This is a genomic window from Pseudomonas sp. NPDC090592 (assembly GCF_044769185.1).
Classification (GTDB): domain Bacteria; phylum Pseudomonadota; class Gammaproteobacteria; order Pseudomonadales; family Pseudomonadaceae; genus Aquipseudomonas.
Genome location: NZ_JBIVXJ010000003.1, coordinates 23,633 through 49,987 on the forward strand (window position 1 = coordinate 23,633; position 26,355 = coordinate 49,987).

General features: G+C 63.2%; 25 protein-coding genes and 1 pseudogene. 13 read left to right on the plus strand and 13 right to left on the minus strand.

What is annotated here, in order from left to right; translation table 11 throughout:
- The first annotated feature begins 99 nt into the window (after positions 1–99).
- The gene (locus ACIQUI_RS03010; RefSeq protein WP_403194850.1) at positions 100–1,641 is read left to right on the plus strand and encodes an APC family permease; all 1,542 of its coding nucleotides are present in this window, start codon (positions 100–102) and stop codon (positions 1,639–1,641) included.
- A 125-nt stretch (positions 1,642–1,766) separates the two neighbouring features.
- Here the strand turns inward: ACIQUI_RS03010 and gmk are convergent, their stop codons facing one another.
- Together gmk and ACIQUI_RS03020 are read right to left on the minus strand one after the other, a co-directional pair.
- Positions 1,767–2,387, minus strand: coding sequence for a guanylate kinase (gene gmk, locus ACIQUI_RS03015; RefSeq protein WP_403194851.1), 621 nt, complete (start codon positions 2,385–2,387; stop codon positions 1,767–1,769).
- A gap of 13 nt (positions 2,388–2,400) precedes the next feature.
- On the minus strand, positions 2,401–3,264 hold the full coding sequence (locus tag ACIQUI_RS03020; RefSeq protein ID WP_403194853.1) for a YicC/YloC family endoribonuclease: 864 nt from the start codon (positions 3,262–3,264) through the stop codon (positions 2,401–2,403).
- Positions 3,265–3,492: 228 nt separating this feature from the next.
- On the opposite strand from ACIQUI_RS03020, the gene rph reads away from it, so the two are divergent.
- Positions 3,493–4,215 (plus strand): ribonuclease PH, encoded by a 723-nt coding sequence (rph, locus tag ACIQUI_RS03025; protein WP_009681991.1) that lies wholly within the window; start codon positions 3,493–3,495, stop codon positions 4,213–4,215.
- Positions 4,216–4,238: 23 nt separating this feature from the next.
- Positions 4,239–4,607: a DUF4870 domain-containing protein gene (locus ACIQUI_RS03030; RefSeq protein WP_403194856.1), complete on the plus strand. Its 369-nt coding sequence runs from the start codon at positions 4,239–4,241 to the stop codon at positions 4,605–4,607.
- Between the two features lie 139 nt (positions 4,608–4,746).
- Here ACIQUI_RS03030 and ACIQUI_RS03035 read toward each other — a convergent pair whose 3' ends face one another.
- The gene (locus ACIQUI_RS03035) at positions 4,747–5,526 is read right to left on the minus strand and encodes an exodeoxyribonuclease III (RefSeq protein WP_003253401.1); all 780 of its coding nucleotides are present in this window, start codon (positions 5,524–5,526) and stop codon (positions 4,747–4,749) included.
- Positions 5,527–5,606: 80 nt separating this feature from the next.
- On the opposite strand from ACIQUI_RS03035, the gene pyrE reads away from it, so the two are divergent.
- Entirely contained in the window at positions 5,607–6,248 is a 642-nt protein-coding gene (gene pyrE, locus ACIQUI_RS03040; RefSeq protein WP_014861506.1) for an orotate phosphoribosyltransferase, read from the plus strand.
- 162 nt (positions 6,249–6,410) lie between these two features.
- Here the strand turns inward: pyrE and argB are convergent, their stop codons facing one another.
- From argB to coaBC, 4 genes and pseudogenes are all read right to left on the minus strand, one after another.
- Positions 6,411–7,316 (minus strand): acetylglutamate kinase, encoded by a 906-nt coding sequence (gene argB, locus ACIQUI_RS03045; RefSeq protein WP_004575216.1) that lies wholly within the window; start codon positions 7,314–7,316, stop codon positions 6,411–6,413.
- Between the two features lie 30 nt (positions 7,317–7,346).
- Positions 7,347–8,714, minus strand: a pseudogene (locus ACIQUI_RS03050) (phosphomannomutase/phosphoglucomutase); the annotation flags it as partial.
- A gap of 144 nt (positions 8,715–8,858) precedes the next feature.
- Positions 8,859–9,314 carry a dUTP diphosphatase gene (dut, locus tag ACIQUI_RS03055; RefSeq protein ID WP_112249414.1) on the minus strand — a complete coding sequence of 152 codons (456 nt, stop codon included), beginning with the start codon at positions 9,312–9,314 and terminating at the stop codon, positions 8,859–8,861.
- A 5-nt stretch (positions 9,315–9,319) separates the two neighbouring features.
- Positions 9,320–10,531, minus strand: a complete 1,212-nt coding sequence (gene coaBC / locus ACIQUI_RS03060; protein WP_391131415.1) for a bifunctional phosphopantothenoylcysteine decarboxylase/phosphopantothenate--cysteine ligase CoaBC — start codon at positions 10,529–10,531, stop codon at positions 9,320–9,322.
- 128 nt (positions 10,532–10,659) lie between these two features.
- Between coaBC and radC the strand changes: the two genes are divergently transcribed.
- The gene (gene radC / locus ACIQUI_RS03065) at positions 10,660–11,340 is read left to right on the plus strand and encodes a DNA repair protein RadC (protein WP_403194859.1); all 681 of its coding nucleotides are present in this window, start codon (positions 10,660–10,662) and stop codon (positions 11,338–11,340) included.
- A gap of 336 nt (positions 11,341–11,676) precedes the next feature.
- On the opposite strand, the gene ACIQUI_RS03070 is transcribed toward radC, so the two are convergent.
- Positions 11,677–13,284 (minus strand): ABC transporter substrate-binding protein, encoded by a 1,608-nt coding sequence (locus ACIQUI_RS03070; protein WP_403194861.1) that lies wholly within the window; start codon positions 13,282–13,284, stop codon positions 11,677–11,679.
- A 361-nt stretch (positions 13,285–13,645) separates the two neighbouring features.
- On the opposite strand from ACIQUI_RS03070, the gene rpmB reads away from it, so the two are divergent.
- Positions 13,646–13,882: a 50S ribosomal protein L28 gene (gene rpmB, locus ACIQUI_RS03075; protein ID WP_003253504.1), complete on the plus strand. Its 237-nt coding sequence runs from the start codon at positions 13,646–13,648 to the stop codon at positions 13,880–13,882.
- A gap of 11 nt (positions 13,883–13,893) precedes the next feature.
- Positions 13,894–14,049 carry a 50S ribosomal protein L33 gene (rpmG, locus tag ACIQUI_RS03080; protein ID WP_003253507.1) on the plus strand — a complete coding sequence of 52 codons (156 nt, stop codon included), beginning with the start codon at positions 13,894–13,896 and terminating at the stop codon, positions 14,047–14,049.
- 170 nt (positions 14,050–14,219) lie between these two features.
- Here the strand turns inward: rpmG and ACIQUI_RS03085 are convergent, their stop codons facing one another.
- Complete coding sequence (locus ACIQUI_RS03085; RefSeq protein WP_060494039.1) at positions 14,220–14,579, minus strand: cupin domain-containing protein; 360 nt, start codon at positions 14,577–14,579, stop codon at positions 14,220–14,222.
- A gap of 196 nt (positions 14,580–14,775) precedes the next feature.
- On the opposite strand from ACIQUI_RS03085, the gene ACIQUI_RS03090 reads away from it, so the two are divergent.
- Both ACIQUI_RS03090 and ACIQUI_RS03095 read left to right on the plus strand, forming a co-directional pair.
- On the plus strand, positions 14,776–16,269 hold the full coding sequence (locus tag ACIQUI_RS03090) for an aldehyde dehydrogenase (RefSeq protein WP_403194863.1): 1,494 nt from the start codon (positions 14,776–14,778) through the stop codon (positions 16,267–16,269).
- Between the two features lie 144 nt (positions 16,270–16,413).
- On the plus strand, positions 16,414–17,553 hold the full coding sequence (locus tag ACIQUI_RS03095; RefSeq protein WP_403194865.1) for an MFS transporter: 1,140 nt from the start codon (positions 16,414–16,416) through the stop codon (positions 17,551–17,553).
- Positions 17,554–17,681: 128 nt separating this feature from the next.
- Here ACIQUI_RS03095 and ACIQUI_RS03100 read toward each other — a convergent pair whose 3' ends face one another.
- The gene (locus ACIQUI_RS03100) at positions 17,682–19,232 is read right to left on the minus strand and encodes a phospholipase D family protein (RefSeq protein WP_403194867.1); all 1,551 of its coding nucleotides are present in this window, start codon (positions 19,230–19,232) and stop codon (positions 17,682–17,684) included.
- 60 nt (positions 19,233–19,292) lie between these two features.
- Positions 19,293–20,723: a PLP-dependent aminotransferase family protein gene (locus ACIQUI_RS03105; protein ID WP_403194869.1), complete on the minus strand. Its 1,431-nt coding sequence runs from the start codon at positions 20,721–20,723 to the stop codon at positions 19,293–19,295.
- Positions 20,724–20,901: 178 nt separating this feature from the next.
- Between ACIQUI_RS03105 and ACIQUI_RS03110 the strand changes: the two genes are divergently transcribed.
- Positions 20,902–21,132, plus strand: a complete 231-nt coding sequence (locus ACIQUI_RS03110; protein ID WP_403195173.1) for a DUF1127 domain-containing protein — start codon at positions 20,902–20,904, stop codon at positions 21,130–21,132.
- A gap of 156 nt (positions 21,133–21,288) precedes the next feature.
- Here ACIQUI_RS03110 and ACIQUI_RS03115 read toward each other — a convergent pair whose 3' ends face one another.
- Positions 21,289–22,581 carry an NAD(P)/FAD-dependent oxidoreductase gene (locus tag ACIQUI_RS03115; protein ID WP_403194872.1) on the minus strand — a complete coding sequence of 431 codons (1,293 nt, stop codon included), beginning with the start codon at positions 22,579–22,581 and terminating at the stop codon, positions 21,289–21,291.
- A gap of 196 nt (positions 22,582–22,777) precedes the next feature.
- On the opposite strand from ACIQUI_RS03115, the gene ACIQUI_RS03120 reads away from it, so the two are divergent.
- On the plus strand, positions 22,778–23,131 hold the full coding sequence (locus ACIQUI_RS03120; protein ID WP_403194874.1) for a YkgJ family cysteine cluster protein: 354 nt from the start codon (positions 22,778–22,780) through the stop codon (positions 23,129–23,131).
- A 2-nt stretch (positions 23,132–23,133) separates the two neighbouring features.
- On the opposite strand, the gene dadR is transcribed toward ACIQUI_RS03120, so the two are convergent.
- Positions 23,134–23,622 (minus strand): transcriptional regulator DadR, encoded by a 489-nt coding sequence (gene dadR, locus ACIQUI_RS03125; RefSeq protein ID WP_003258963.1) that lies wholly within the window; start codon positions 23,620–23,622, stop codon positions 23,134–23,136.
- Positions 23,623–23,778: 156 nt separating this feature from the next.
- Here dadR and dadA point away from each other — a divergent pair, with 156 nt between their 5' ends.
- Together dadA and alr are read left to right on the plus strand one after the other, a co-directional pair.
- Positions 23,779–25,083: a D-amino acid dehydrogenase gene (gene dadA / locus ACIQUI_RS03130; RefSeq protein ID WP_403194876.1), complete on the plus strand. Its 1,305-nt coding sequence runs from the start codon at positions 23,779–23,781 to the stop codon at positions 25,081–25,083.
- Between the two features lie 146 nt (positions 25,084–25,229).
- Positions 25,230–26,303 carry an alanine racemase gene (gene alr, locus ACIQUI_RS03135; protein ID WP_403194878.1) on the plus strand — a complete coding sequence of 358 codons (1,074 nt, stop codon included), beginning with the start codon at positions 25,230–25,232 and terminating at the stop codon, positions 26,301–26,303.
- Positions 26,304–26,355 lie beyond the last annotated feature (52 nt).

Below are 26,355 nucleotides of genomic sequence, written 5' to 3' on the forward strand. Positions count from 1 at the left end.
CTCGGATGACTTGTCCCCGGCAGCAAGCTTTCAATGAGTGAAAGCAGGCCTTGTGCGCAAGGCCTGCGAAAACAATTCCAAAATTTACGGCAAATACTCATGAGCAATTACACAGAAGCCGGCCGCCCACCCGACGTGGTGGCCGACGCGGGTAACACCCAGAGCAGCAAGGGTCTGGCCAAAGGCCGGCTGGGCTTGCTGGCTACCGTGGTGTTGGGCATTTCCACCATCGCCCCGGTCTACACCCTCACTGGCGCCCTCGGCCCGACCGTGCGCGAGGTCGGTGCCCACTTGCCAGCCGTGTTCATCGTCGGCTTCCTGCCGATGCTGCTGGTGGCCCTGGGCTACCGCGAACTGAACTCGGCAGAGCCGGACAGCGGCACGTCGTTCACTTGGTCGGCGCGTGCCTTCGGCCCGATGATCGGCTGGATTGGCGGCTGGGGGTTGGTGGTGGCCACCACCATCGTGCTGTCGAACCTGGCGGGGGTGGCGGTCGACTTCTTCTACCTGTTCCTGGGCCAGATCACCGGCAAGCATGAGCTGGCGGCATTGGCCGACAACCTGCTGATCAACATCAGCACCTGCTGCGTGTTCATCGCGCTGGCGGTGTGGATCTGCTGTCGCGGCATTGCCACAACCATGACCGTGCAGTACGGCCTGGTGGCCTTGCAGTTGGTGGTGTTGATCGGCTTTGCGGTCGCCGCATTCGGCGGCACCGCCGCGACGCCGCCACTGGAGTTCGATTTCGCCTGGTTCAACCCGTTCGGTGTCGAGTCGTTCTCGGCCTTTGCCGCCGGGTTGTCGCTGTCGATCTTCATCTTCTGGGGTTGGGATACCTGCCTGACCGTCAGCGAAGAGTCGGTGGGCAGCGAAGAGGTGCCCGGCAAGGCCGCCACCTGGACCGTGATGCTGATCCTCGGCCTGTACCTGTTCACCGCCATCGCTACCTTGCAGTTTGCAGGTATCAGCGAAACAGGCCTGGGCCTGAACAACCCGCGCATCCAGGAGAACGTCTTTGCCCACCTGGCTGGCCCGGTCATGGGGCCGTTGGCGATTTTGATGTCCATCGCCGTGCTGGCCAGCACGGCGGCATCGCTGCAGTCGACCTTCGTGGCGCCGGCGCGCACCTTGTTGGCCATGGGTTACTACGGCGCCGTACCGCAGAAGTTCGCCACTGTCTGCCCGCGTTCGCAAACCCCACGTTATGCCACCATCTGTGCGGGTGTGGCAGCGGGCCTGTTCTACGTGACCATGCGTAGCCTGAGCGAGAACGTGCTGGCGGATACCATCACCGCGTTGGGCATGATGATCTGCTTCTACTATTCGCTGACTGCGTTTGCTTGCGTCTGGTACTTCCGCGACAGCCTGTTCGACAGCCTGCGCCACTTCATCATGCGTGGCCTGTGCCCGCTGGTAGGAGGGGTGATCTTGTCGGTGATCTTCTTGCGCACCGCCATCGACAGCGCCTCGCCGGACTTCGGCAGTGGCTCGCATGTGGGTGGGCTGGGGCTGGTATTCGTGATTGCCGCGATCATCTCGGTGCTGGGCATCGGGCTGATGATGCTGTCGCGCATGCGCGCGCCGGCGTATTTCCTGGGGGCTACCCTGCGTCAGCAGGCTACCTTGCCGTTGCAGGAATAAAGCGGGGGGCGCTTTGCGCCCCTATCGCGACACAAGGCCGCTCCCACAAAGGCACGGCGTACGCCATCCAATGTGGGAGCGGCCTTGTGTCGCGAAAGGGCTGCAAAGCAGCCCCATGCGGTCCCTCAGGAGAGCAACTCTTTCAGCAACTCGCTGTGGCGCTGCTGCTGCTTCTTCAACACCAGGCGATTCGAACGGAACACCGCCTTCAAATCTTCCAGCGCCACGTCGAAATCATCATTGATGATCACGTAGTCATACTCGTCGTAGTGCACCATCTCGGTGACCGCTTCTTTCATGCGCCCGGCAATGATCTCTTCACTGTCCTGCCCACGGCCGTCCAGGCGGTGGCGCAGCGCTTCCTGGCTTGGCGGCAGGATGAACACCGACAATGCCTGCGGCATCAGCTTGCGCACCTGCTGGGCGCCTTGCCAGTCGATTTCCAGGATCAGGTCATAACCCTGGTCCAGGGTCTGCTGCAACGCGCTGCGCGAAGTGCCGTAGAAGTTGCCGAACACTTCGGCATGCTCCAGGAAGTCGCCTTGCGCGATCAGCGCCTTGAATTCCTCGTGGACGACGAAGTGATAGTTCACCCCGTGCTCCTCACCCGGGCGCATGGCGCGGGTGGTGTGCGAGACCGAAACGCGGATCTGCCGGTCGTCCTTGGTCAGGGCCGTTACCAGGCTGGTCTTGCCGGCGCCCGAAGGGGCCGAAACGATGTAGAGGGTGCCGCTGCTGTGGTTCATGGTCGGGGTGGCCTTACTCGATGTTCTGTACTTGTTCACGCATCTGTTCGATCAATACCTTCAGGTTGACCGCCGCTTGTGTGCTGCGTGGGTCGAAGGCCTTGGAGCCGAGGGTGTTGGCCTCGCGGTTGAGTTCCTGCATCAGGAAGTCCAGGCGCCGGCCGGCGGCTCCGCCACCCTTGAGCACCCGGCGCACTTCGGTAACGTGGGTGCAGAGGCGGTCGAGTTCCTCGGCCACGTCGCTCTTCTGGGCAAGCAACACCATTTCCTGCTCCAGGCGCTGCGGGTCGAGTTCGGCCTGCATGTCGCCGAAGCGGTCGAGGATCTTCTGCCGCTGCGCGGCCAGCATCTGCGGCACCAGGGCGCGCAGGGTGGTGACTTCGCTGGTCATGTTGTCCAGGCGATCGTTGATCAGCCGGGCCAGTTCCTGGCCTTCGCGCTGGCGCCCGGCCTTGAGTTCGGCCAGGGCTTCGTCGAACAGTGCCATGGCTTCGGCGTTCAGCGCCTGCGGGTCACTGGTGTCGGCCACCAGCACGCCTGGCCACGACAGCACCTCCAGCGGGTTGAGGGGTGCCGGCTGCTTGATCAGCCCGGCCACTTCCTCGGCGGCTGCGACCAGTTGCGCGGCGCGCTCGTGGTCTACCTTCAGCGGCTTGCCGTTGCTGTCTTCATTGAGGCGCAAGGTGCATTCCACCTTGCCCCGCGACAGGCCCTGGCGCAGGCCTTCACGGACGCCGCCTTCAAGGTCGCGCAGGGCCTCGGGCAAGCGCAGGTGAGGTTCCAGGTAGCGGTGGTTGACCGAGCGCAGTTCCCAGACCAGGGTGCCTTGGCTGCCGGCGCGCTCGACACGAGCAAAAGCGGTCATGCTGTGCACCATGGGGAGTACCTCGCGTAGTTGAATGAACGTTGGGAGCCTCTCGGCTTCAAGGCGCAGGATTGTAGCGCAGTGGCGCCTTGGCGCCCAATCCACCTATGTTACAGAGGGGGGAACGCCGGGGTAGGAAAAGGCGACGGGCTGTGGCGGGCGCGACAATAGGCATGTCTTCCCCGCGCTTCGGGCTCTATAATGCTCGGCAGATTCAAAGTCCCAGTACAGGTATCCCAGATGAAACGTCCAAGTGGTCGCGCCGCCGATCAGCTCCGCTCGATCCGCATCACCCGCAACTACACCAAGCACGCCGAAGGGTCGGTACTGGTCGAGTTCGGTGACACCAAGGTCATCTGCACGGTCAGCGTGGAAAACGGTGTGCCGCGCTTCCTCAAAGGCCAGGGCCAAGGCTGGCTGACCGCCGAATACGGCATGCTGCCGCGTTCCACCGGTGAGCGTAACCAGCGCGAAGCCAGCCGTGGCAAGCAGGGTGGCCGCACCCTGGAAATCCAGCGCCTGATTGGCCGCTCGCTGCGCGCCGCGCTGGACATGAGCAAGCTGGGCGACATCACCCTGTACGTCGACTGCGACGTGATCCAGGCCGATGGCGGCACCCGTACCGCATCCATCACCGGTGCCATGGTCGCCCTGTGCGACGCCCTGGCGGTGATCAAGAAGCGCGGCGGCCTGAAGGGCGGCAACCCGCTCAAGCACATGATCGCTGCCGTGTCGGTGGGCATGTACCAGGGCGAAGCTGTGCTCGACCTGGACTACCTCGAAGACTCCGCCGCCGAAACCGACCTGAACGTGGTCATGACCAGCGCCGGTGGCTTCATCGAAGTGCAGGGCACTGCCGAAGGTGCGCCGTTCCAGCCGGAAGACTTCAACGCCATGCTGGCGCTGGCGCAGAAGGGCATGACTGAAATCTTCGAACTGCAGCAGGCGGCACTGGCCGACTGAAGCCAGCCAGGGAGGAGCGGGGCATGAGCGATTCGAACCTGTCGATCACCCCGCCCAATGCCGAGATCCGGCAATGGGCAATGTTCTGCCACCTCTCCGCGCTGCTGGGCCTGGTGGTGCCGCTCGGGCACCTGCTGGGCCCGCTGGTGCTGTGGCACCTCAAGCGCGAGCAAGACCCTTTCATCGACGCCCAGGGCAAAGAGGCGCTGAACTTTCAGATCAGCGTGACCATTGCCGGGTTCATCTGCTTCTTGCTGATGTTCGTGGTCATCGGGCTGGTGCTGTTCGCCATGCTGACAGTGGCGGTGCTGATCCTGATCATCATTGCCGCGGTGCGGGCCAATGAGGGCAAGCCGTATCGTTACCCGATGATCTGGCGGCCGATCAAATAGATTTTCTGTGGCCCATTCGCGGCGGTTCGACGCATCGACACGCCCGCTCCCACAGGTACGGCGCCGTCAGTGAAAGCGACGCTATTCCTGTGGGAGCGGGCGTGCCCGCGAATGGGCTGCAAAGCAGCCCCAATCGGCTTTAGATGGTCAACGTCCAGTCATAGTCGACAATCAGCGGCGCATGCTGCGAGAAGCGCGGCTGACGCGGCAGGCGGGCGTTGCGCACGAAGCGGCGCAGGCCCGGGGTGAGGATCTGGTAGTCGAACCGGTAGCCCAGGTTGAGCATTTCGGCCTGCTCGTTGTCCGGCCACCAGCTGTACTGGTCACCTTCACGGCTGACTTCGCGCAGGGCATCCACGTAACCCATCTCGCCCGTGATCGCATCCATCCAGGCGCGCTCCGGCGCCAGGAAGCCCGGCGACTGCTGGCTGTCACGCCAGTTCTTGATGTCGAGCTTCTGCTGCGCCACGTAGAACGAGCCGCAGTAGATGTACTCGCGACGCTTGCGGCGTTGCTTGTCCAGGTACTTGGCGAAGTCGTCCATCAACTTGAACTTCTGGTTCAAGTCTTCGTCGCCGTTCATGCCCGAAGGCAACAGCAGGCTGGCAATACTGACTTTGTCGAAATCTGCTTGCAGGTAACGCCCGTAGCGGTCGGCTGTCTCGAAGCCCAGGCCGGTGATGACTGCCTTGGGCTGCATGCGCGAGTAAAGGGCCACACCACCTTGGGCAGGCACCTCCGCGTCGCAGGCATAAAGGAAATAGCCATCGAGCTGGAAAGCTGGGTCATCGAGTTCAAAGGCCGAGGCGCGGGTATCCTGAAGGCAGATGACGTCGGCATTCTGGGCTTGTAGCCAGCTGAGCAAACCACGCTCGGCCGCAGCCTGAATGCCATTAACGTTCACACTGATGATCCGCATAAATGGCCCCAAAAATCTCGTGCGTGTATGATACCCGAGCTCAACCCATTTAGCTAAATCCGTGGTGTCCGGGACTATTCATGCAGCCGTATCAGCGCGACTTTATCCGTTTTGCCATCGATCGCGGGGTACTGCGTTTCGGTGAATTCACCCTGAAATCGGGGCGTACCAGCCCGTATTTCTTCAATGCCGGCCTGTTCAACACCGGTTCCGCTCTGGCCGAGCTGGGGCGTTGCTACGCTGCAGCCATCGTCGACAGCAAGATCCCGTTCGACGTACTGTTTGGCCCGGCCTACAAGGGTATCCCTTTGGCGGCGACTACTGCCGTGGCCTTGGCGGACCAGCATCAGCTCGACGTGCCATGGTGCTTCAACCGCAAAGAAGCCAAGGACCACGGCGAAGGCGGCAGCCTGGTTGGCGCGCCGCTGGCCGGTGAGGTGCTGATCATCGACGACGTGATCACTGCCGGTACCGCCATTCGTGAGGTCATGCAGATCATCAATGCCCAGCAGGCCAAGGCCGCCGGTGTGCTGATCGCGCTGAACCGCGAAGAGCGTGGCAATGGCGAGCTGTCGGCAATCCAGGAAGTGGAGCGTGACTTTGGTATCCCGGTAGTCAGCATCGTTTCGCTGACCCAGGTACTGGAGTTCCTGGCCGATGACCCGCAGCTGAAGCAGCATCTGCCGGCTGTCGAGGCTTACCGGGCGCAGTACGGGATCTGATCCTGACCTGGCAATGAAAAAGGCGACCTTCTTGTGAAGGTCGCCTTTTTTTGTGTCGCCTGTTCTGGCCTCTTCGCGGGCATGCCCGCTCCCACAGGGATGGCGCCAAACCTGTGGGAGCGGGCGCGCCCGCGAAGAGGCCAGAACAGGTTAACTAATTACTCAGCGCGGCTTGCGGTTGGTAATCAGAGTACCCACGCCGCTGTCGGTGAAGATCTCCAGCAGCACGGCATTCGGCACGCGGCCGTCGATGATGTGCGAGCTGTTCACGCCGCCCTGCACTGCATCAAGCGCACATTTGATCTTCGGCAGCATGCCACCGTAGATGGTGCCGTCGGCGATCAGTTCGTTGACCTGCTCGGTGGTCAGGCCGGTCAGGACCTGGCCCTGCTTGTCCATCAGGCCGGCGATGTTGGTCAGCAGCATCAGCTTCTCGGCCTTCAACGCCTCGGCCACCTTGCCCGCCACCAGGTCGGCGTTGATGTTGTACGACTCACCGTTGGCACCCACGCCGATTGGCGCGATGACCGGGATGAAGTCGCCTTTCACCAGCATGTTCAGCAGGTCGGTGTTCACGCTCACCACTTCGCCAACGTGGCCGATGTCGATGATTTCCGGGGTGGTCATCTCGGGCGTCTGGCGGCTGACGGTCAGCTTGCGCGCGCGGATCAGCTCCGCGTCCTTGCCGGTCAGGCCGATGGCGCTGCCGCCGTGGCGGTTGATCAGGTTGACGATGTCCTTGTTGACCTGGCCACCCAGCACCATCTCTACCACGTCCATGGTCGCCGAGTCGGTGACGCGCATGCCGTCGATGAAGTGGCTTTCGATCGACAGGCGCTTGAGCAGGTCGCCGATTTGCGGGCCACCACCGTGGACCACCACCGGGTTGATGCCCACAGCCTTCATCAGCACGATGTCACGGGCGAAGCCGGTTTTCAGCTCCTCGCTTTCCATCGCGTTGCCGCCGTACTTGATCACCAGGGTCTTGCCGACAAAGCGGCGAATGTAAGGCAGTGCTTCGGACAAAACCTCGGCTACATGGGAAGCGGCATCGCGATCGAGGGTCATGCAGGGCTCCTGTAAGGAACAGATAGTCGGTCAGAACGGCAGTTGCAGCTCAGGCTCAACCCGCAGCAACTGGGTACGGAATACATCCTTGATACGTTGCAACTCGGCTTCGCTGTCGGCCTCGAAGCGCAGCACCAGCACCGGCGTGGTGTTGGAGGCGCGAACCAGGCCCCAGCCGTGGGCATAGTCGACCCGCACACCGTCGATGGTGGTCAGGTTGGCTTCGCCCCAGTCGGCGTCGCGTTGCAGTGCATCAATGATGCTGAATTTACCCTCGTCGGTCACATCAATATTGATTTCCGGCGTGGAAATATCGTTCGGGAAGGCGGCAAACAGGTTTTCGGCGCTTTGCCCGGCCTTGCTGAGGATCTCCAGCAGGCGCGCGGCACTGTAGATGCCATCGTCAAAACCGTACCAGCGTTCCTTGATGAAGATGTGACCGCTCATCTCGCCGGCCAGCAGCGAACCGGTCTGTTTCATCTTCTTCTTGATCAACGAATGACCGGTCTTCCACATCAGTGCGCGGCCGCCGTGCTGTTCGATCAGCGGGGTCAGGCGCCGGGTGCATTTGACATCGAAGATGATCTCGGCGCCCGGGTTGCGTGCCAGTACGTCCTGGGCAAACAGCATCAGCAGGCGGTCGGGGTAGACGATACTGCCGGTGTTGGTCACCACGCCGACGCGGTCGCCGTCACCGTCGAAAGCCAGGCCGATGTCGGCGCCGGTTTCCTTGACCTTGGCGATCAGGTCTTCGAGGTTTTCCGGCTTGCCCGGGTCCGGGTGGTGGTTGGGGAAGTTGCCGTCGACCTCGCAGAATAGCGGGATCACTTCGCAGCCCAGGGCTTCGATCAGTTGCGGCGCAATCACGCCAGCAGCGCCGTTGCCGCAGTCCACCACCACTTTTAGTTTTTTGGCCAGCTTCACGTCGCTGACGATCTGCTGGAAGTAGCGGTCCAGGATCTCGACTTTTTCCACACGGCCTTCGGCCAGGGTCAGGTCGTTGGTTTTCAGGCGGGTCAGCAGGGCCTGGATCTGTTCGTTGGCCAGGGTGTCGCCCGCGATGACGATCTTGAAACCGTTGTAGTCCGATGGGTTGTGGCTGCCGGTCAGCATCACCCCCGACTTGCCGGCCAATACGTTGGCGGCGTAGTACAGGGCAGGGGTGGGCACCAGGCCGACGTCACTGACGTGGCAGCCGGCATCGACCAGGCCCTTGATCAGCTGCTCGACCAGCATCGGGCCGGACAGGCGGCCATCACGGCCGACCGAAACCTGCGGTTCGCCCTGGGCCAGGCTTTGCGCGCCGATGGCGCGGCCGATCCAGTAGGCGGTTTCGGCGTGAAGGGTCTTGCCGACCACGCCGCGGATGTCATACGCGCGGAAAATGCTGTCTGGCAATGCGGCGGGGACCAGGTGGGCCATGTCGTTCATCTCTGGAAGCTCCATTAGTCAAAGGCTTTCTGGGCAGGCGCAAACTGAACGCTTGGACGGTGGTTTCGCCAGAGAGTTCGCCATCCTTGGCCTGAACGGTCATTTGCCGGCTCAGTGGCTGCCGGAGTGACCGAAGCCGCCAGCGCCACGCTGGCTTTCATCGAATGCTTCGACGATATCGAAATGGGCTTGTACTACCGGTACCAGCACCAACTGGGCGATGCGCTCGCCAACAGCGATGGTGAACGGGGTATTGCCGCGGTTCCAGCACGACACCATCAGCTCGCCCTGGTAGTCCGAGTCGATCAGGCCGACCAGGTTGCCCAGCACGATGCCGTGCTTATGGCCCAGGCCCGAGCGCGGCAGGATGACTGCGGCAAGGCCCGGGTCGCCGATGTAGATCGACAGGCCGGTAGGGATCAGCAGGGTTTGGCCTGGCTCAAGGATAGTGTCTTCCTTGAGCAGGGCGCGCAGGTCGAGGCCGGCGGAGCCGGGGGTGGCGTACGTTGGCAGCGGGAATTCGCTGCCCAGGCGTGGGTCGAGGATCTTGGCTTGAAGAGCGTGCATGTAACTTATTGAACCTGGTTGAGCCGTTCGGCGATGAAGGCGACCAGTTGCCGGGCAATCTTGCCCTTGCTGGTCTGCGCGAAGAGGGTCTGGTGCTGCTGGCGGTCGATCACGGTCAAGGCGTTTTCTTCGCTGTTGAAGCCGATGCTGGGGTTGGCCACATCATTGGCGACGATCAGGTCGAGGTTCTTGTCCTTGAGCTTGCGCGTGGCGTAATCGAGCAAGTGTTCGGTCTCGGCGGCAAAGCCGACGCTGAACGGGCGGTCGGCGCGGCCAGCAATGGTGGCAAGGATATCGGGATTGCGCACCATCTGCAGCAGCATGCCGTCGCCGGTCGTAGGATCTTTCTTCAGTTTTTGCGCGGCAACCACTTCCGGGCGGTAGTCCGCAACCGCCGCCGAGGCGATGAACAGGTCGCACGGCATGGCTGCTTCACAGGCCGCGAGCATGTCCCGCGCACTGACCACGTCGATGCGGCTGACCCGGTCGGGGGTTGGCAGGTGCACAGGGCCGGTGACGAGGGTTACCCGAGCCCCGGCTTCGGCGGCCGCTTCGGCCAGCGCAAAGCCCATCTTGCCGGAGCTATGATTGGTGATGTAGCGCACCGGGTCGATGTTTTCCTGGGTCGGGCCGGCGGTGATCAGCACGTGCTTGCCGGTCAGGGCCTGGCGCTTGAAGCTTTCTGCGGCGCACCAGGCCAGGTCGGTGGCTTCTAGCATGCGGCCCAGGCCGACGTCGCCACAGGCCTGGCTGCCGGAGGCCGGGCCGAACACCTGAATACCGCGGCTCTTGAGCAGTTCGAGGTTGGCCTGGGTGGCCGGGTCGCGCCACATGGCCTGGTTCATGGCCGGGGCCACGGCCACGGTGGCGTCGGTGGCCAGTACCAAGGTGGTCAGCAAGTCATCGGCCATGCCTTGGGCCATGCGTGCCATCAGGTCGGCAGTGGCCGGTGCGATCAGCACCAGGTCGGCCCACTTGGCCAGTTCGATATGGCCCATGGCCGCTTCGGCGGCCGGGTCGAGCAGGTCCATGTGCACCGGGTGGCCCGACAGCGCCTGCAGGGTCAGCGGGGTGATGAACTCGGCACCACCACGGGTCATGACGACGCGCACCTGCGCGCCGTGCTCCAGGAGTCGGCGAATCAGCTCGGCGCTTTTGTAGGCGGCAATGCCGCCCCCTACGCCGAGAACGATGCGCTTGCGATACAGCCGCTGCATAGGCTTGCCTTTTTCCAGTGAGAGCGGGCGGCGACGTTCGAAAATGCCTGCGGCAGAACGTCGCATGTACGAGGCGAAATAGATTAACACAGGGCCGAAATGGGCCGCAGCAAAGGCAGAGGGGCGGGATGAATATCAGGGAGTGGCCGGCGCAAGAACGGCCCAGGGAGAAGTTGTTGCAGCGTGGGGCAGGGAGCCTGACCGATACGGAACTGCTGGCTGTTTTTCTCGGCTCAGGCGTACGTGGGCGTAATGTCGTGGAGCTTTCGCGACGGTTGCTGGTGAAGTTCGGCAGCTTGCGGCAGTTGCTGGAGGCCGACCGCGAGGCCTTTGTCGGAGAGCTTGGGCTCGGCCCGGTGAGGTATAGCCAGTTGCAGGCATTGCTGGAGATAGGGCGCAGGCATCTTGCAACCTCGATTGAGCGTGAATCAGCCATGGACAGCCCGGAAACGGTGCGGCGTTACTTGAAAGCGATGCTGCGACATGAGATCAGCGAAGTGTTCGGGTGCCTGTTTCTCGACACCAAGCATCGGCCGTTGGCGTTCGAGATCCTGTTCAGGGGCACCATCGACCGGGCGAGTGTCTACCCGCGGGAAGTGGTACGGCGGGCACTGCTGCATAACGCGGCGGCGTTGATCCTGTGCCACAACCATCCCTCAGGCAACAGTGAGCCGAGCCAGGATGATGTGCATCTGACCGTGTCGTTGAAGCGGGGTTTGGCGTTGATCGATGTGCGGGTGCTGGATCACATCATCATTGGTGACGGGGAGCCGTTGTCGATGGTTGAGCAGGGGTGGATTGTGGCCTGAGGCGGGTCAATAGGGTCAGGGCTGCCAGGTGCCTGTCTTGAGAGGTCTGGCGCCTGGGAGATCGAGCGCCGCCCGCGCGGCGCTTCGCGGGACAAGCCCGCTCCCACATCTGTTTCGGGCCAATGATTCCTGTGCCTTAGGCGCGCGCACCTTGGGTGTATGGCTGGAGAACAGCGGTGCAGCCGATATTGAACGGGACAAACAAGGCGGACAGCGGTGATCTCGCAGGACTGATTGGCCCGAAACAGATGTGGGAGCGGGCTTGTCCCGCGAAGCGCCGCGCGGGCGGCGCTCGATCTCCCAGGCGCCACACCCCTCAAGGCAGGCGCCCCGAACTCACTTGGTCACCGAAACCTTGCTGAAATCCAGCCGCCCGAACGGGCTTACCTGATACCCCTCGACCCCTTGGCGCAGCAGGGTCGCCGCCGTCGGGTGCGCCAGTGGCACCCACAGCGCCTGCTGCTGGATCAGCGCTTGCGCCTGCTGGTACAGCCGGCTGCGCACGCTCTGGTCGTTGGTGGTGCGCCCGGCGCTGATCAGCTGGTCCAGGCGGTTGTCGCAGAAGCGTGCAAAGTTGGTCCCCGACTCCACTGCGGCACAGGAAAACTGCGGGCTCAGGAAGTTGTCCGGGTCGCCGTTGTCGCCTGCCCAGCCCATGAACAGCAGGTCATGCTCGCCGGCCTTGGCGCGGCGGATCAGCTCGCCCCATTCGATCACGCGAATCTCGGCCTTGATGCCGATCTTGGCCAGGTCGGCCTGCAGCATCTGCGCACCCAGGCTGGGGTTGGGGTTGAGCAGGCTGCCCGACGGGCGGGTCCAGATGGTGGTGCTGAAACCCTCGGCCATACCGGCCTTGGCCAGCAGCGCCTTGGCTTTCTTCAAGTCCAGCGGGTAGCCGGGCAGGTCCTTGGCGTAACTCCAGGTATTAGGCGGGTAGGGGCCGTTGGCGGCCACTGCAGAGTCTTCGAACACAGCCTTCAGGTAGGCCTGTTTGTCGAAGGCCAGGTTGATCGCCTGGCGCACTTCCGGCTTGTCCAGCGGCGGGTGCTGACTGTTGATGGCGACGAAGGCGGTCATGAAGGCCGGGGTAGTCGCTACCTTGAGGTTGCCATCCTTGCCCGCTTCGGCAATATCCAGCGGCTTGGGCGACAGGGCCACCTGGCACTCGCCACGCTTGAGCTTCTGCAGGCGCACGTTGGCATCGGTGGTGATGGCGAAGATCAGCGGGTCGACCGCTGGCTTGCCGGCGAAGTAGTCCGGGTTGGCGCGGTAACGCACCACGGCGTCCTTCTGGAAACGCTGGAACACGAACGGCCCGGTGCCGATCGGCTGGCTGTTGAGCTTCTCGGGCGTGCCGGCCTTCAGCAGCTTGTCGGCATATTCGGCGGAGTAGATCGAGGCGAAGCCCATGCTCAGGGTGGCCAGGAACGTGGCGTCCGGATGGCTGAGGGTAAAACGCACGGTGTTTGGCGCCGGGGCCTCGATCGCCTTGATCAGGCTGCCCAGTTGCAGCGACTGGGCATGCGGGTAGCCCCCCGGTGCTGTCTTGTGCCAGGCATGGGCGGGGTAGAGCATGCGCTGGAAGCTGAACAGCACATCGTCAGCGTTCAGCTCGCGGCTTGGCTTGAAGTAGGCGGTGGTGTGGAATTTCACGTCATCGCGCAGGGTGAAGTCATACACCAGGCCGTCGACCGACACCGTCCAGCTGGCCGCCAGGCTCGGCACCACCTTGCCTTGCGCTGCGTCGAACTCCACCAGCCGGTTCATCAGCACGTCAGCCGTGGCGTTGGTGGTGGTCAGCGAGTTGTACTGCACCACGTCGAAGCCTTCAGGGCTGGCTTCGCTGCAAACGCTCAGCGGCGCCGCCTGGGCAACGCCGGCAGCGAACAGGGCGCCGGCAGCGAGCATGGATTTGAACAATAAGGAAAGGGCGGCAACACGCATGGTGGCTCCTTGGCTGTCAGTGGCCCATCTGCCAGTGCAGTCTGGAAAAGGCCTACCCTAGTGCGCCTGCAGGCAAATGACCACATCCTTTTTTACAAATATGGCGACGAGCGGTCGACGGCTGGCGGGGCCTGCCGCTATGCTGGCCCGGCGCGTTCTGGCTTGCGGCAATGTGCATCCGCAGTTGTTGCAGCAAAGTCTTTCTGGTATAAAGCAGCGCTCTTTTCTAGGGGCTCGGCCTGTCGCATAAGCGGATCCGGTCGATAAGACCTCCAGAATCACGGCGCCCAGGCGCCAAAGACTGAGAGATTAAGCGGCCAACCCATGCCGGGTTGGGCATGTGGTTTTAGAGGGCTGAGTCATGTCGAGAGTCTGTCAAGTTACTGGTAAGGGTCCAGTAACCGGGAACAACATTTCCCACGCAAACAACAAAACCCGTCGTCGTTTCCTGCCGAACCTGCAGCACCACCGTTTCTGGGTTGAATCCGAGAAGCGTTTCGTGCGTCTGCGCGTTTCCGCCAAAGGCATGCGTATCATCGACAAGCGCGGCATCGACGCCGTTCTGGTTGACATCCGTAAAGCTGGCGCCAAGGTTTAAGGGAGAACATCATGCGTGAATTGATCCGTCTGGTTTCGAGTGCCGGTACCGGCCACTTCTACACCACCGACAAGAACAAGCGCACCACCCCGGACAAAATCGAGATCAAGAAATATGATCCGGTTGTTCGCAAGCACGTGGTGTACAAGGAAGCCAAGATCAAGTAATTGATCGGCGACCTGAAAAAAACCCGCATCCGAAAGGACGCGGGTTTTTTTATGCCTGCCAGGGCCTCTTCGCGGGCTTGCCCGCTCCCACAAGTACATCACAGCCCTTGAGGGCAGTGAGATCCCTGTGGGAGCGGGCAAGCCCGCGAAGAGGCCGGCACAGCCACTGATTATTTCTGCTCGAACATCACATAAATCTTGCGGCAAGGCTCCAGCACCTCCCAGGTGCCCTTGAACCCGGCCGGAATGACGAACCGATCGCCGGCACGCAGGGTCTTGGCCCCGCCCTCCTGGTCGCGCAGTACCGAAACGCCCTGGACGATCTCGCAGTATTCGTGCTCGGTGTAGTTCACTGTCCACTGGCCCACTTCACCTTCCCAGACGCCAGCGGCAAACTGCCCGCATGGGCTGGAATAGTGGTTGTAGACTGCCTGGTCCGGCTCGCCCTTGAGGATCTTTTCCGCCGCCGGGCGGTAGCGTTCGGCTTCGGTGATCACCTGCGCGAAGTCGATGATGCTGTCTATTCTCATGGTGCGGCTCCTGTTGTTGTTTAATAAAATGAACATCAGTAGGCATTTAAGCCTTGCGTGTCAAATATATTGATAGTTTACCCCGGCTGGTTTAGGGTATCGCTTGCCCGTGTGCGCGCGTCGCCCGGCCAGAATTCTGACAACGCTTGTGAGTCCTCAGTGCGGCGTTGCACCTAAACAAGAGGAGGAGTTTCGTATGACCACCCTGACCCGTGCGGACTGGGAACAACGTGCCCAGCAACTGAAGATCGAAGGCCGTGCCTTCATCAACGGCGAATACACCGATGCCGCATCCGGTGAAACCTTCGAGTGCCTGAGCCCGGTCGACGGACGCTTCCTGGCCAAGGTTGCCAGCTGCGACCTGGCCGATGCCAACCGCGCAGTGGAAAACGCCCGCGCCACCTTCAACTCCGGCGTGTGGTCGCAACTGGCCCCGGCCAAGCGCAAGGCCAAGCTGATCCGCTTCGCCGACCTGCTGCGCAAGAACGTCGAAGAGCTGGCGCTGCTGGAAACCCTGGACATGGGCAAGCCGATCGGTGACTCCTCCAGCATCGACGTGCCGGGCGCGGCGCAAGCCATTCACTGGACCGCCGAAGCCATCGACAAAGTCTACGACGAAGTCGCCCCGACGCCACACGACCAGCTTGGCCTGGTTACCCGTGAGCCGGTGGGCGTGGTCGGCGCCATCGTGCCGTGGAACTTCCCGCTGCTGATGGCCTGCTGGAAAATCGCCCCGGCCCTGGCTACCGGCAACTCGCTGGTGCTCAAGCCGTCCGAAAAATCCCCGCTGACTGCCATCCGCATCGCCCAGCTGGCGATCGAAGCCGGTATCCCGGCTGGCGTGCTGAACGTGCTGCCAGGCTACGGCCACACCGTGGGCAAGGCCCTGGCCCTGCACATGGACGTCGACACCCTGGTGTTCACAGGTTCCACCAAGATCGCCAAGCAGCTGATGGTTTACGCGGGCGAGTCGAACATGAAGCGCATCTGGCTGGAAGCCGGCGGCAAGAGCCCGAACATCGTCTTTGCCGACGCGCCGGACCTGCAAGCTGCAGCTGAAGCTGCTGCCAGCGCCATCGCCTTCAACCAGGGCGAAGTGTGCACCGCAGGTTCGCGCCTGCTGGTCGAGCGTTCGATCAAGGACAAGTTCCTGCCGATGGTGGTCGAGGCCCTCAAAGGCTGGAAGCCAGGCAACCCGCTGGACCCGCAGACCACCGTAGGTGCCCTGGTCGACACCCAGCAGATGAACACCGTGCTGTCGTACATCGACGCCGGCCACAAGGACGGCGCCAAGCTGCTGGCCGGCGGCAAGCGCACGCTGGAAGAGACTGGCGGTACCTACGTCGAGCCGACCATCTTCGACGGCGTGACCAACGCCATGAAGATTGCCCAGGAAGAGATCTTCGGCCCAGTGCTGTCGGTGATCGCCTTCGACACCGCCGAAGAAGCCATCGCCATTGCCAACGACACCCCGTATGGCCTGGCTGCTGGCATCTGGACCTCGGACATTTCCAAGGCCCACAAGACCGCCCGTGCCGTGCGCGCTGGCAGCGTCTGGGTCAACCAGTACGACGGCGGCGACATGACCGCGCCGTTCGGTGGCTTCAAGCAGTCGGGCAACGGCCGTGACAAGTCGCTGCATGCACTGGAGAAGTACACCGAGCTGAAGGCGACCTGGATCAAGCTGTAATTCCAGGAGGGGCCGCTTTGCGGCCCATTCGCGGGCACGCCCGCTCCCACAGGTACATCACAAGTCTTGAATACTGTGATGTACCTGTGGGAGCGGGCGTGCCCGCGAATGGGTCATGGAAAATCGTTGGCCCAGGAGGCTGCAATGCGTTGGGGTACCTATTTCGCTGTACTGGCATCGGTGCTCAGTGTCGGCCTGGCGCTGGGTGTGAGCATGCCGCTGGTATCCCTGCGCCTGGAGGCCTGGGGCTACGGCAGCTTCGCCATCGGCGTAATGGCCGCGATGCCGGCGCTGGGTGTACTGGCCGGTGCCAGCCTGGCCAGCCGCCTGGCGGGCTGGGTCGGCGTGCCGTCGGCCATGCGTATCTGCCTGTGGGGCGGGGCACTGTCGATCGGCCTGGTCGCACTATTGCCCAGCTACCCATTGTGGCTGTTGCTGCGGCTGATGATCGGCATGTCCCTGACCGTGGTGTTCATCCTCGGCGAAAGCTGGATCAACCAACTGGTGGTGGAGCAATGGCGCGGCCGCCTGGTGGCGTTGTATGGCAGTAGCTACGCCTTGAGCCAGCTGGCCGGGCCGCTGGTGCTGGGCTTTCTCGGTTCCGATGACGACTTCGGCTTCTGGGCGGCGACCGGCCTGTTGCTGCTTGCCCCGCTGGTGCTGCTGGGGCGTGGTGGGGCGCCGAGTACCGAAGCCTGCAGCGTGACCTTCCGCGACCTGTTTGCCTTCTGCCGACGGTTACCGGTGATTGCCTGGGCGATTGCCCTGTTTGCCTCGTTCGAGGCGATGATTCTTACCCTGTTGCCGGTGTATTGCCTGCAGCAAGGCTTTACCACGGAAATCGCCCTGTTCATGGTCAGTACCGTAGTGGTCGGCGATGCTGTGTTGCAGCTGCCCATCGGTGCGCTGGCCGACCATATGTCGCGTAAGGCGTTGTTCACCGGCTGTGCAGTGACGCTGCTGGTGTCCAGCCTGGCGATTCCGCTGTTACTGCATACGCCGGTGATCTGGCCGTTGTGGGTGTTGTTCGGGGCGAGTGCCGGTGGCCTGTTTACCTTGTCGCTGGTGTTGATTGGTGAGCGCTACCGCGACGATGAGCTGGTGCGCGCCAATGCCCATGTGGCGCAGCTGTGGGGTATTGGTTGCCTGCTTGGGCCTTTGTTGGCAGGGGCAGGGAGCCAGTGGATCAGTGGGCATGCGTTGCTGTTGCTGATGGCGGTTGGGGCTGCGGGGTTGGTGGTGTTGACCCAGCGGCGTGGGGCTTTCGAAGCGGTTTCTGCCTGATGGATTTTGGGGCCGCTCTGCGGCCCTTTCGCGACGCAAGGCCGCTCCCACATTGATCGGTGTACGCCGCACCCTTGTGGGAGCGGCCTTGTGTCGCGATGGGCTGCAGAGCAGCCCCAAGATTGCCGCTACAACATTTTCTCCAGGCCAACCGCCTTGCTGATCCAGGCATTGAACCTGCGCCACATCCCACCCGGCTCGGAAGTCAGCACGTGCCGCTGCCCATTGTCCTCGGTCGCCCACACCAGCTTGCCCCCCACCAGTTTCACCTGGTAACTCAATGCCGGCGCCATCCCTTGCTGGGCCAGTTCGCGGGTGTATTCGGCCAGCTCCGGGCTGTCTACCAGCACCCCGACCTCGGTGTTCCACAGCACCGAGCGCGGGTCGAAGTTGAACGAGCCGATAAAGGTCTTGCGCCGGTCGAACACGATCGCCTTGGTGTGCAGGCTGGAATCCGAGCTGCCCCGGAAACTCAAATGCCCCGCGCTGGGGTCGCCTGGCTGGCGGCGCAGCTCGTAAAGCTGCACTCCGTGTTCAAGCAAGGCCCGGCGATAGGGCGCATAGCCACCGTGCACCGCCGGCACGTCGGTAGCTTCCAGCGAATTGGTCAGCAGTTTCACCGAAACGCCCGCGTCAGCGCGGCCGGTCAGGTACAGCAGGCCTGGCTCGCCCGGCACGAAATAGGCCGATGTCAGCATCAGCTCGCTATGCACGTTGGCCAGGTCCGGTGCCAGTTGCTGGCTCAGCAGCAATTGCGGGTCTGGCTCGTCATCGGCCAGTACCTTGCTGGGTGCATCCCACAACGCCTGGGCGTGGGCCCAGATCAGCTCGTTGCGCCACACGTCCAGGCGCGGCTGCGACTGGTAGGCCATCAGGCGGTCGAACAGGGCCTTGCGCTGGGTCCTGGCTTCAGCCAGCGACACCTCCAGGCGGTGGCGGCTGGCGCGCAGGTCGTCGGCGTCCGGGTCACGCCAGAGGAAGTCGGTGATCGGCCGGCTCAGGGCGCTGTTCCAGTACTGGTCGAAGCTGTGCCCCAACTGCTCGGCGATCGGGCCGACACCGAGCAGGTCGATGTCGGTGAAGTTGAGGTTGGGCTCGGCATCGAAGTATTCATCACCCAGGTTGCGCCCGCCGACGATGGCCACGCTGTTGTCCACCAGGAACAGCTTGTTGTGCATGCGCCGGTGCTGGCGCGACAGGTTGAACAGCCGGCCCACGGCGCGCGTCACGCCTGTGCTGCGCCCCAGATGCAGCGGGTTGAACACCCGGATCTGGATGTTCGGGTGGGCATCGAGGGTGCCCATGATGGTGTCCAGGCCATCGCTGGTAGTGTCGTCCAACAGGATGCGCACACGCACGCCGCGGTCGGCGGCGCGCAGCAGTTCGTGCACCAGGGCGCGGGTGCTGAGGCCGTCGTGGACGATGTAGTACTGCAGGTCGATGCTCGCCTGGGCGTTGCGTATCAGCTCGGCGCGGGCGCGGAATGCCTCGTTGCTGTTGGGCAGCAGACGAAAGCCCGAACGGCCACCGTAGGGGGCAGACTGGCGCAGTACCGAGCGGCCGAAGGCCGAGTCATTGGCAGGCAGCGCCTGGCTGGTTACACGAGGCATGTCGACGCTGGCGCAGCCGGCAAGGCCGAGCAGCGCCAGCAGCAAAGGCAGGGCTCGCTGGAGTCTCAAGGGTGGATCGTCCTGTGCAGCGAAGGCTTAAGGGGTTGGACCGTGGCAGGCGGCGCAAAGTTACGCGTCGGCGTTTTCTTCATCCAGTAGACGAAGGGCGGTTTCACCTACCTTGCGCACGGCGGCCTCGATCTGCGGCGTAGGCCGCGCGGCGAAGTTCATGCGCAGGCAGTGGCGGAACTTGCCCGAGGCCGAGAAGATGCTGCCCACGGCAACCTGCACGCCCTGCTCCAGTAAAGCCCGGTTCAGGCGCAGCGTGTCGAAATTTTCGGGTAATTCCACCCATAGCATGAAGCCGCCCTGGGGGCGGCTGACCCGGGTGCCAGCCGGAAAGTAACGGGTTACCCAGTCGCTCATCAGGTCGCGGCCACGCTGGTACTGGCTGCGCATGCGCCGCACGTGGGGTTGGTAGTGCCCGGCGGCGATGAAGTCGGCGATGGCCAACTGCGGCTGGCAGGCAGTGCTGCCGGTGCTGATGTATTTCATGTGCAGCACTCGCTCCAGATAGCGCCCAGGGGCCACCCAGCCTACCCGCAGGCCAGGGGCGAGGGTTTTGGAGAACGAGCTGCACAGCAACACACGGCCATCGTTGTCGAACGACTTCAGGGTACGCGGGCGCGGGTAGGTGTAGGCCAGGTCGCCATACACATCATCTTCCAGAATTGCCACATCGTAGCGTTGGGCCAGGCTCAGCAAGGCTTTCTTGCGTGCCTCGGGCATGATGTAGCCGAGCGGGTTGTTGCAGCTGGGGGTGATCTGGATGAGCTTGATCGGCCACTGCTCCAGGGCCAGCTCCAGCGCTTCCAGGCTGATGCCGGTAACCGGGTCGGTGGGGATTTCCAGGGCTTTCATGCCCAGGCCCTTCAAGGTTTGCATGGCACCGTGGAAGCTGGGGGAATCGACGGCGACGATGTCGCCAGGCTCGCACACTGCCCGGATGCTGCACGACAACGCCTCGTGACAGCCGGTGGTGATCACCAGGTCGGCCGGGCCCAGGCGGCAGCCGGAATCGAGCACCAGCCGGGCCACCTGTTCGCGCAGGGCCTGGTTGCCGTGGATGTTGTCGTAGTACAGGCCAGGCATGTCCTGGCGCCGGCTCAACTGGGCGAGGCTGCGTAGCAGCGGCTTGAGGGTAGGGCTGTCGATGTCGGGCATACCGCGGCCGAGTTGGACTACGTCCTTGCGCGGGGTGCTGCGGACCAGCTCCAGCACTTGCTCCCACTGTGAGATATCCACCGGGCGCTGGGCCGGGCGGCTGACGGCGGGCAGGGCTGGCAGGTGCCGGTGGTCACTGACGAAGTAGCCGGACTTGGGCCGTGGCGAGACCATGCCGCTGTCTTCCAGCATGCGGTAGGCCTGCTGCACGGTGCTCAGGCTGACACCGTGCTCCACGCTAAGGGCGCGTACCGATGGCAGGCGTTGGCCGGGGCGGTACAGGCCCTGTTCGATGCGGGCGCCAAGCAGTTCGGCGAGGTTCAGGTAGAGGGTCACGGCATACTCCTGCGCTGCATTGGCACAGCGACCGGTACAGTTTGGTTGAAAATACAGCATTCAGTCAGTCTTCAGCCAATTCTGTATGGGAATAATAAGGCTGTATTGGATCTGTATTGCCGGTGTTGCCGACGCGCATGCTTTCTCCACGGTATCAACTGAGTGGGAGATGGCAGTGATGGGTGGCATGAGCGATGTGCGTTTGCAACTGATGGCCCAAGAACTGGACGCCGGGCAGCAGGCCAAGGTTTTCAATGCGCCGGCGGGGCTGGGGCGTTGGGGGCTGATGCTGCATCGCTGGCACACCCGCAGGGCGCTGCTGCAGTTGACGGATGACGAGTTGCGCGATGTGGGGTTGAGCTGGGAGCAGGCCCGTACAGAAGGGCGCAAACCCTTCTGGAAAGACTGATCAAGTTGATGCTACGCGGTCAGTGTAGGAGCGGCCTTGTGTCGCGAAAGGGGTGCGAAGCGCCCCCAGGTTTTCAGCTTCGCCGCTAATATCGCTGGGGCCGCTCTGCGGCCCTTTCGCGACACAAGGCCGCTCCTACATCGACCGCGTCAGCTGTCAGGCGAGTTCCTTAAGCCTGTGCCACAACATCCCCAACGCCAGCAGCGGCGAGCGCAGGTGCTTGCCGCCGGGGAAGGTGATGTGCGGCACCTTGGCGAACAGATCGAAACGCCCGCTTTCCTGGCCACTGATGGCTTCGCCCAGCAGGCGCGCGGCCAGGTGTGTGGCGTTGAGCCCATGGCCCGAATAGGCCTGGGCGTAATACACGTTCGGCTGGCTGGCCAATCGGCCGACCTGCGGCAAGCGGTTGGCGCCGATGCCGATCATGCCGCCCCACTGGAAGTCGATGCGCACGTCGCCCAGCTGCGGGAACACCTTGAGCATCTTCGGCCGCATGTACGCGGCAATGTCTTTAGGGTCGCGGCCCGAGTAGTGGCAGGCACCGCCGAACAGCAGGCGGTGGTCGGCGGACAGGCGGTAGTAATCCAGCGCTACGCGCTGGTCACACACCGCCATGTTCTGTGGCAGCAATGCGCGAGCGCGTTCTTCGCCCAGCGGCTCGGTGGCAATGATGTAGCTACCGGCCGGCAGCACCTTGCCGCCCAGCTCGCGGTTGAGGCCATTGAGGTAGGCGTTGCAGCAAAGCACCAGGGTTTTTGCCCGTACCCGGCCTTGAGCGGTATGCACCTGCACTTCAGGGCCGTAGTCGATGCGCGTGACTTCGGACTGCTCGAAGAGCTTCACCCCAAGCTGGGCGGCGACAGCGGCTTCACCCAGGGCGAGGTTGAGTGGGTGCAGATGGCCGGAGCCCATGTCGACCAGCCCGCCCACATAGCAGTCGGCACCGACCACGCTGTGGATATCGTCCTTGCCGACCAGGCGCAGCTCGTGTTGGTAACCGAGGCTACGCAGTTCTTCCGCGTCCTCGGCAAAACCCTGCAATTCGGCGGGTTTGTTGGCCAGGTCGCAGTAGCCCCAGGTCAGGTCGCAGGCGATGGCGTGCTTTTCGACCCGCTCGCGGACGATCTGCACGGCCTCCAGGCCCATCAGTTTCAGGCTGCGCACGCCGTCCTCGCCGATCACCGGCAGGAACTGTTCAAGCCCATGGCCGACGCCGCGGATCAACTGCCCGCCATTGCGGCCACTGGCGCCCCAGCCCAGTTTGCGGGCTTCCAGCAGGATGACCGAGAAGCCGCGTTCGGCCAGTTCGATGGCGGTGTTCAGGCCCGAGTAGCCGCCGCCGACGATGCATACATCGGCGCTGTGTTCACCTTGCAGGAAGGAGTAGTCGGGGTGTGGCGCGCTGCTGGCGGCGTAATAGGAGGCGGCGTGCTGCGCGCTGTGGATCATGGGCTCGGTCCTGAGGCTGGTGGGCTGGAGGGGGAGGATAAGCCGGGGCTCTGGGGTGGGCAACCGGCCTCATCGCCGGCAAGCCAGCTCCCACAGGATTTGCGCAAAGGCTGAGACCAATGGTGTACCTGTGGGAGCTGGCTTGCCGGCGATTGGCCCTATAATCCAACCTCGGTTTTCAACTTTGTACCTAGCCATGTCCTGCAACCGCCACAAGATCCACTTCCTGCGCGAACTCATCCCTTCCTTCGAGTGCGTACCCGGCTGCCACGACTGCTGCGGCCCGGTCACCACCTCGGCGGAAGAAATGGCCCGCCTGCCACGCAAGTCACAGGCCGAGCAGGACGCCGCCCTCGAGCGGCTGGATTGCGTGCACCTGGGCCCCAACGGCTGCACGGTGTACGAAGAGCGGCCGATGATCTGCCGCCTGTTCGGCACCACGCCGCGCATGGCGTGCCCACGCGGCCGTGGCCCTGAACCGATGATCGACCCTGCTGCCGAGCAACTGGTGCACCAGTTCATTGCCAGCACCCGCCAGGTGCTGGTCTAACTTCAGTCCGGGATCGGCAGGCAGAGGCTCTCCTTTACCTCTTCCATCACGATGTAGCTCTTCGATTCGCGCACGTGCGGCAGCTTCAGCAGGATGTCGCCAAGCAGCTTGCGGTACGACGCCATCTCCGAAATACGCGCCTTTACCAGGTAGTCGAAGTCACCGGAAACCAGGTGGCACTCCAGCACGTGCGGCAGCTTCAGCACCGCGCGGCGGAACTCCTCGAACGTATCGCCCGACTTGTAGTCCAGGCTGATTTCCACGAATACCAGCAGGCTGCCCTTGAGGTGCTGCGGGTTCAGGCGGGCGTTGTAGCCCATGATGATGCCCTCGCGCTCCAGGCGGCGAACCCGCTCGGTGCAAGGGGTGGTGGACAGCCCAACTTTCTCGCCCAGTTCGGTGAAGGAAATACGCCCGTCATTCTGCAGGATACGCAGGATGTTGCGGTCGATCTTGTCCAGTTCACGCTTGCTCTGGTGCTGGGTTCTCATAGGGGATGCCCCTCCGTGAAAGGCGATTTTGCCGAGAATTCTCGCCAATAATAGGCTTTTATATAGTGAATTGCACTGGTCTCAAATTCCTATACTGCGCCCATTCATGCCATTTCAATAAAAGTCTGCGGCGTGCCGCGTGTGAGGGATATAACGATGCGAGTTCTGGTACTTGGTAGCGGCGTAATCGGAACCGCCAGTGCCTACTACCTGGCCCGGCAAGGTTTCGAAGTCACGGTGGTCGACCGCCAGCCGGCGGTGGCCATGGAAACCAGTTTTGCCAACGCCGGCCAGATCTCGCCCGGCTATGCCTCGCCCTGGGCCGCCCCAGGCGTGCCACTGAAGGCCGTCAAATGGCTGCTTGAGCGCCACGCCCCGTTGGCCATCAAACTCACCGGCGACGTCGACCAGTACCTGTGGATGGCACAGATGCTGCGCAACTGCACCGCCAGCCGTTACGCGGTGAACAAGGAGCGCATGGTGCGCCTGTCCGAGTACAGCCGTGACTGCCTCGACGAACTGCGCGCCGAAACCGGCATCAATTACGAAAACCGCAGCCTGGGCACTACCCAGCTGTTCCGTACCCAGGCCCAGGTAGACGCTGCGGCCAAGGACATTGTCGTACTCGAACAGTCCGGCGTGCCTTACGAGCTGCTCGACCGTGATGGCATTGCCCGCGTCGAACCGGCCCTGGCTGGCGTGAAAGACATCCTGGCCGGCGCCCTGCGCCTGCCCAACGACCAGACCGGCGACTGCCAGCTGTTCACCACCAAGCTTGCCGACATGGCCCTGAAGCTGGGCGTGGAATTCCGTTTCGGCCAGGACATCCAGCGCCTGGACTTCGCTGGCGACCGCATCAATGGCGTGTGGATCGACGGCAAGCTGGAAACCGCCGACCGCTACGTGCTGGCGCTGGGCAGCTATTCGCCACAGATGCTCAAGCCGTTGGGCATCAAGGCCCCGGTCTACCCGCTGAAAGGCTATTCGCTGACCGTGCCGATCACCAACGGCGACATGGCCCCGACCTCGACCATTCTCGACGAGACCTACAAGGTCGCGATCACCCGTTTCGACAACCGCATCCGCGTTGGCGGCATGGCTGAAATCGCCGGTTTTGACCTGTCGCTGAACCCGCGCCGGCGCGAAACGCTGGAGATGATCGTCAACGACCTTTATCCTCAAGGCGGTGACCTGAGCCAGGCCAGCTTCTGGACCGGCCTGCGCCCGGCAACCCCGGACGGTACGCCGATCGTGGGCGCCACGAAGTTCCGCAACCTGTTCCTGAACACTGGTCACGGTACGTTGGGCTGGACCATGGCGTGTGGCTCCGGTCGCCTGCTGGCTGACCTGATTGCGCGCAAGAAACCGCAGATCAGTGCCGAAGGCCTGGACATTTCCCGTTATGGCAACAGCCCGGAAGTGGCCAAGCACGGGCAGACTGCGCCGGCTCACCAGCAGTAATCGCCTGTACCGGCCTCTTCGCGGCTAAAGCCGCTCCCACAGGGATCGCATGTTCCCGGACATTCTGCGGGCCCCTGTGGGAGCGGCTTCAGCCGCGAAGAACCCAACACTGTTTTCAACCTGTGAACCACCATAAGGCAGCCGCCATGCGTCCCGCCCGCGCCCTGATCGACCTCCAGGCCCTGCGCCACAACTACCGTCTGGCCCGTGAACTGACCGGTGCCAAAGCCCTTGCCGTGATCAAGGCCGACGCCTATGGCCACGGCGCCGTGCGCTGCGCCCTGGCCCTGGAGGCCGAAGCCGACGGCTTTGCCGTGGCCTGCATCGAAGAGGCGCTGGAGCTGCGCGCTGCCGGCATCAAGGCCCCGGTGTTGCTGCTGGAAGGCTTTTTCGAAGCCAGCGAACTGGCGCTGATCGCCGAGCACGACCTGTGGTGCGTGGTGCATTCGCTGTGGCAGCTGGAAGCGATCGAAAAGACCCATGTACACAAGCCGCTCACCGTCTGGTTGAAGCTCGACAGCGGCATGCACCGCGTCGGCCTGCACCCCAAGGATTATCACGAGGCCTACCAGCGCCTGCTGGCCAGCGGCAAGGTGGCGCGCATCGTACTGATGAGCCACTTCGCCCGCGCCGACGAGCTGGATGCCGACGCCACCGCCCAGCAGATCGCCGTGTTCGAGGCCGCCCGCCAGGGCTTGGCCGCCGAGTGCAGCCTGCGCAACTCGCCCGGCGTGCTGGGCTGGCCACAAGCGCCAAGCGATTGGGTACGCCCAGGCCTGATGCTGTACGGTGCATCGCCGTTCGAGGTGGCCCAGGTCCAGGCCGAGCGCTTGCAACCGGTCATGACCCTGCAATCGCGAGTCATCAGCGTACGCGAGCTGCCAGCCGGTGAGCCGGTAGGCTACGGCGCCAGGTTTGTCAGCCCGCGGCCAACCCGCGTAGGCGTGGTCGCCATGGGCTATGCCGATGGCTACCCACGGCAGGCGCCCAACGGCACCCCGGTGCTGGTTGCCGGCCAGCGCACCCAGCTGATTGGCCGTGTATCGATGGACATGCTCAGCATTGACCTCACTGACGTGCCGCACGCCACCGTCGGCAGCCCGGTGGAGCTGTGGGGCAAGCAGGTGCTGGCCAGCGAAGTGGCCGCGCATGCTGGCACCATTCCGTACCAGATTTTCTGCAACCTGAAGCGGGTGCCGCGGGACTACATCGGCGAATGACACGCTGAAGCGGACAGGTTGAAGGGCGGTGTGTTGTAAATACTGAACGGCA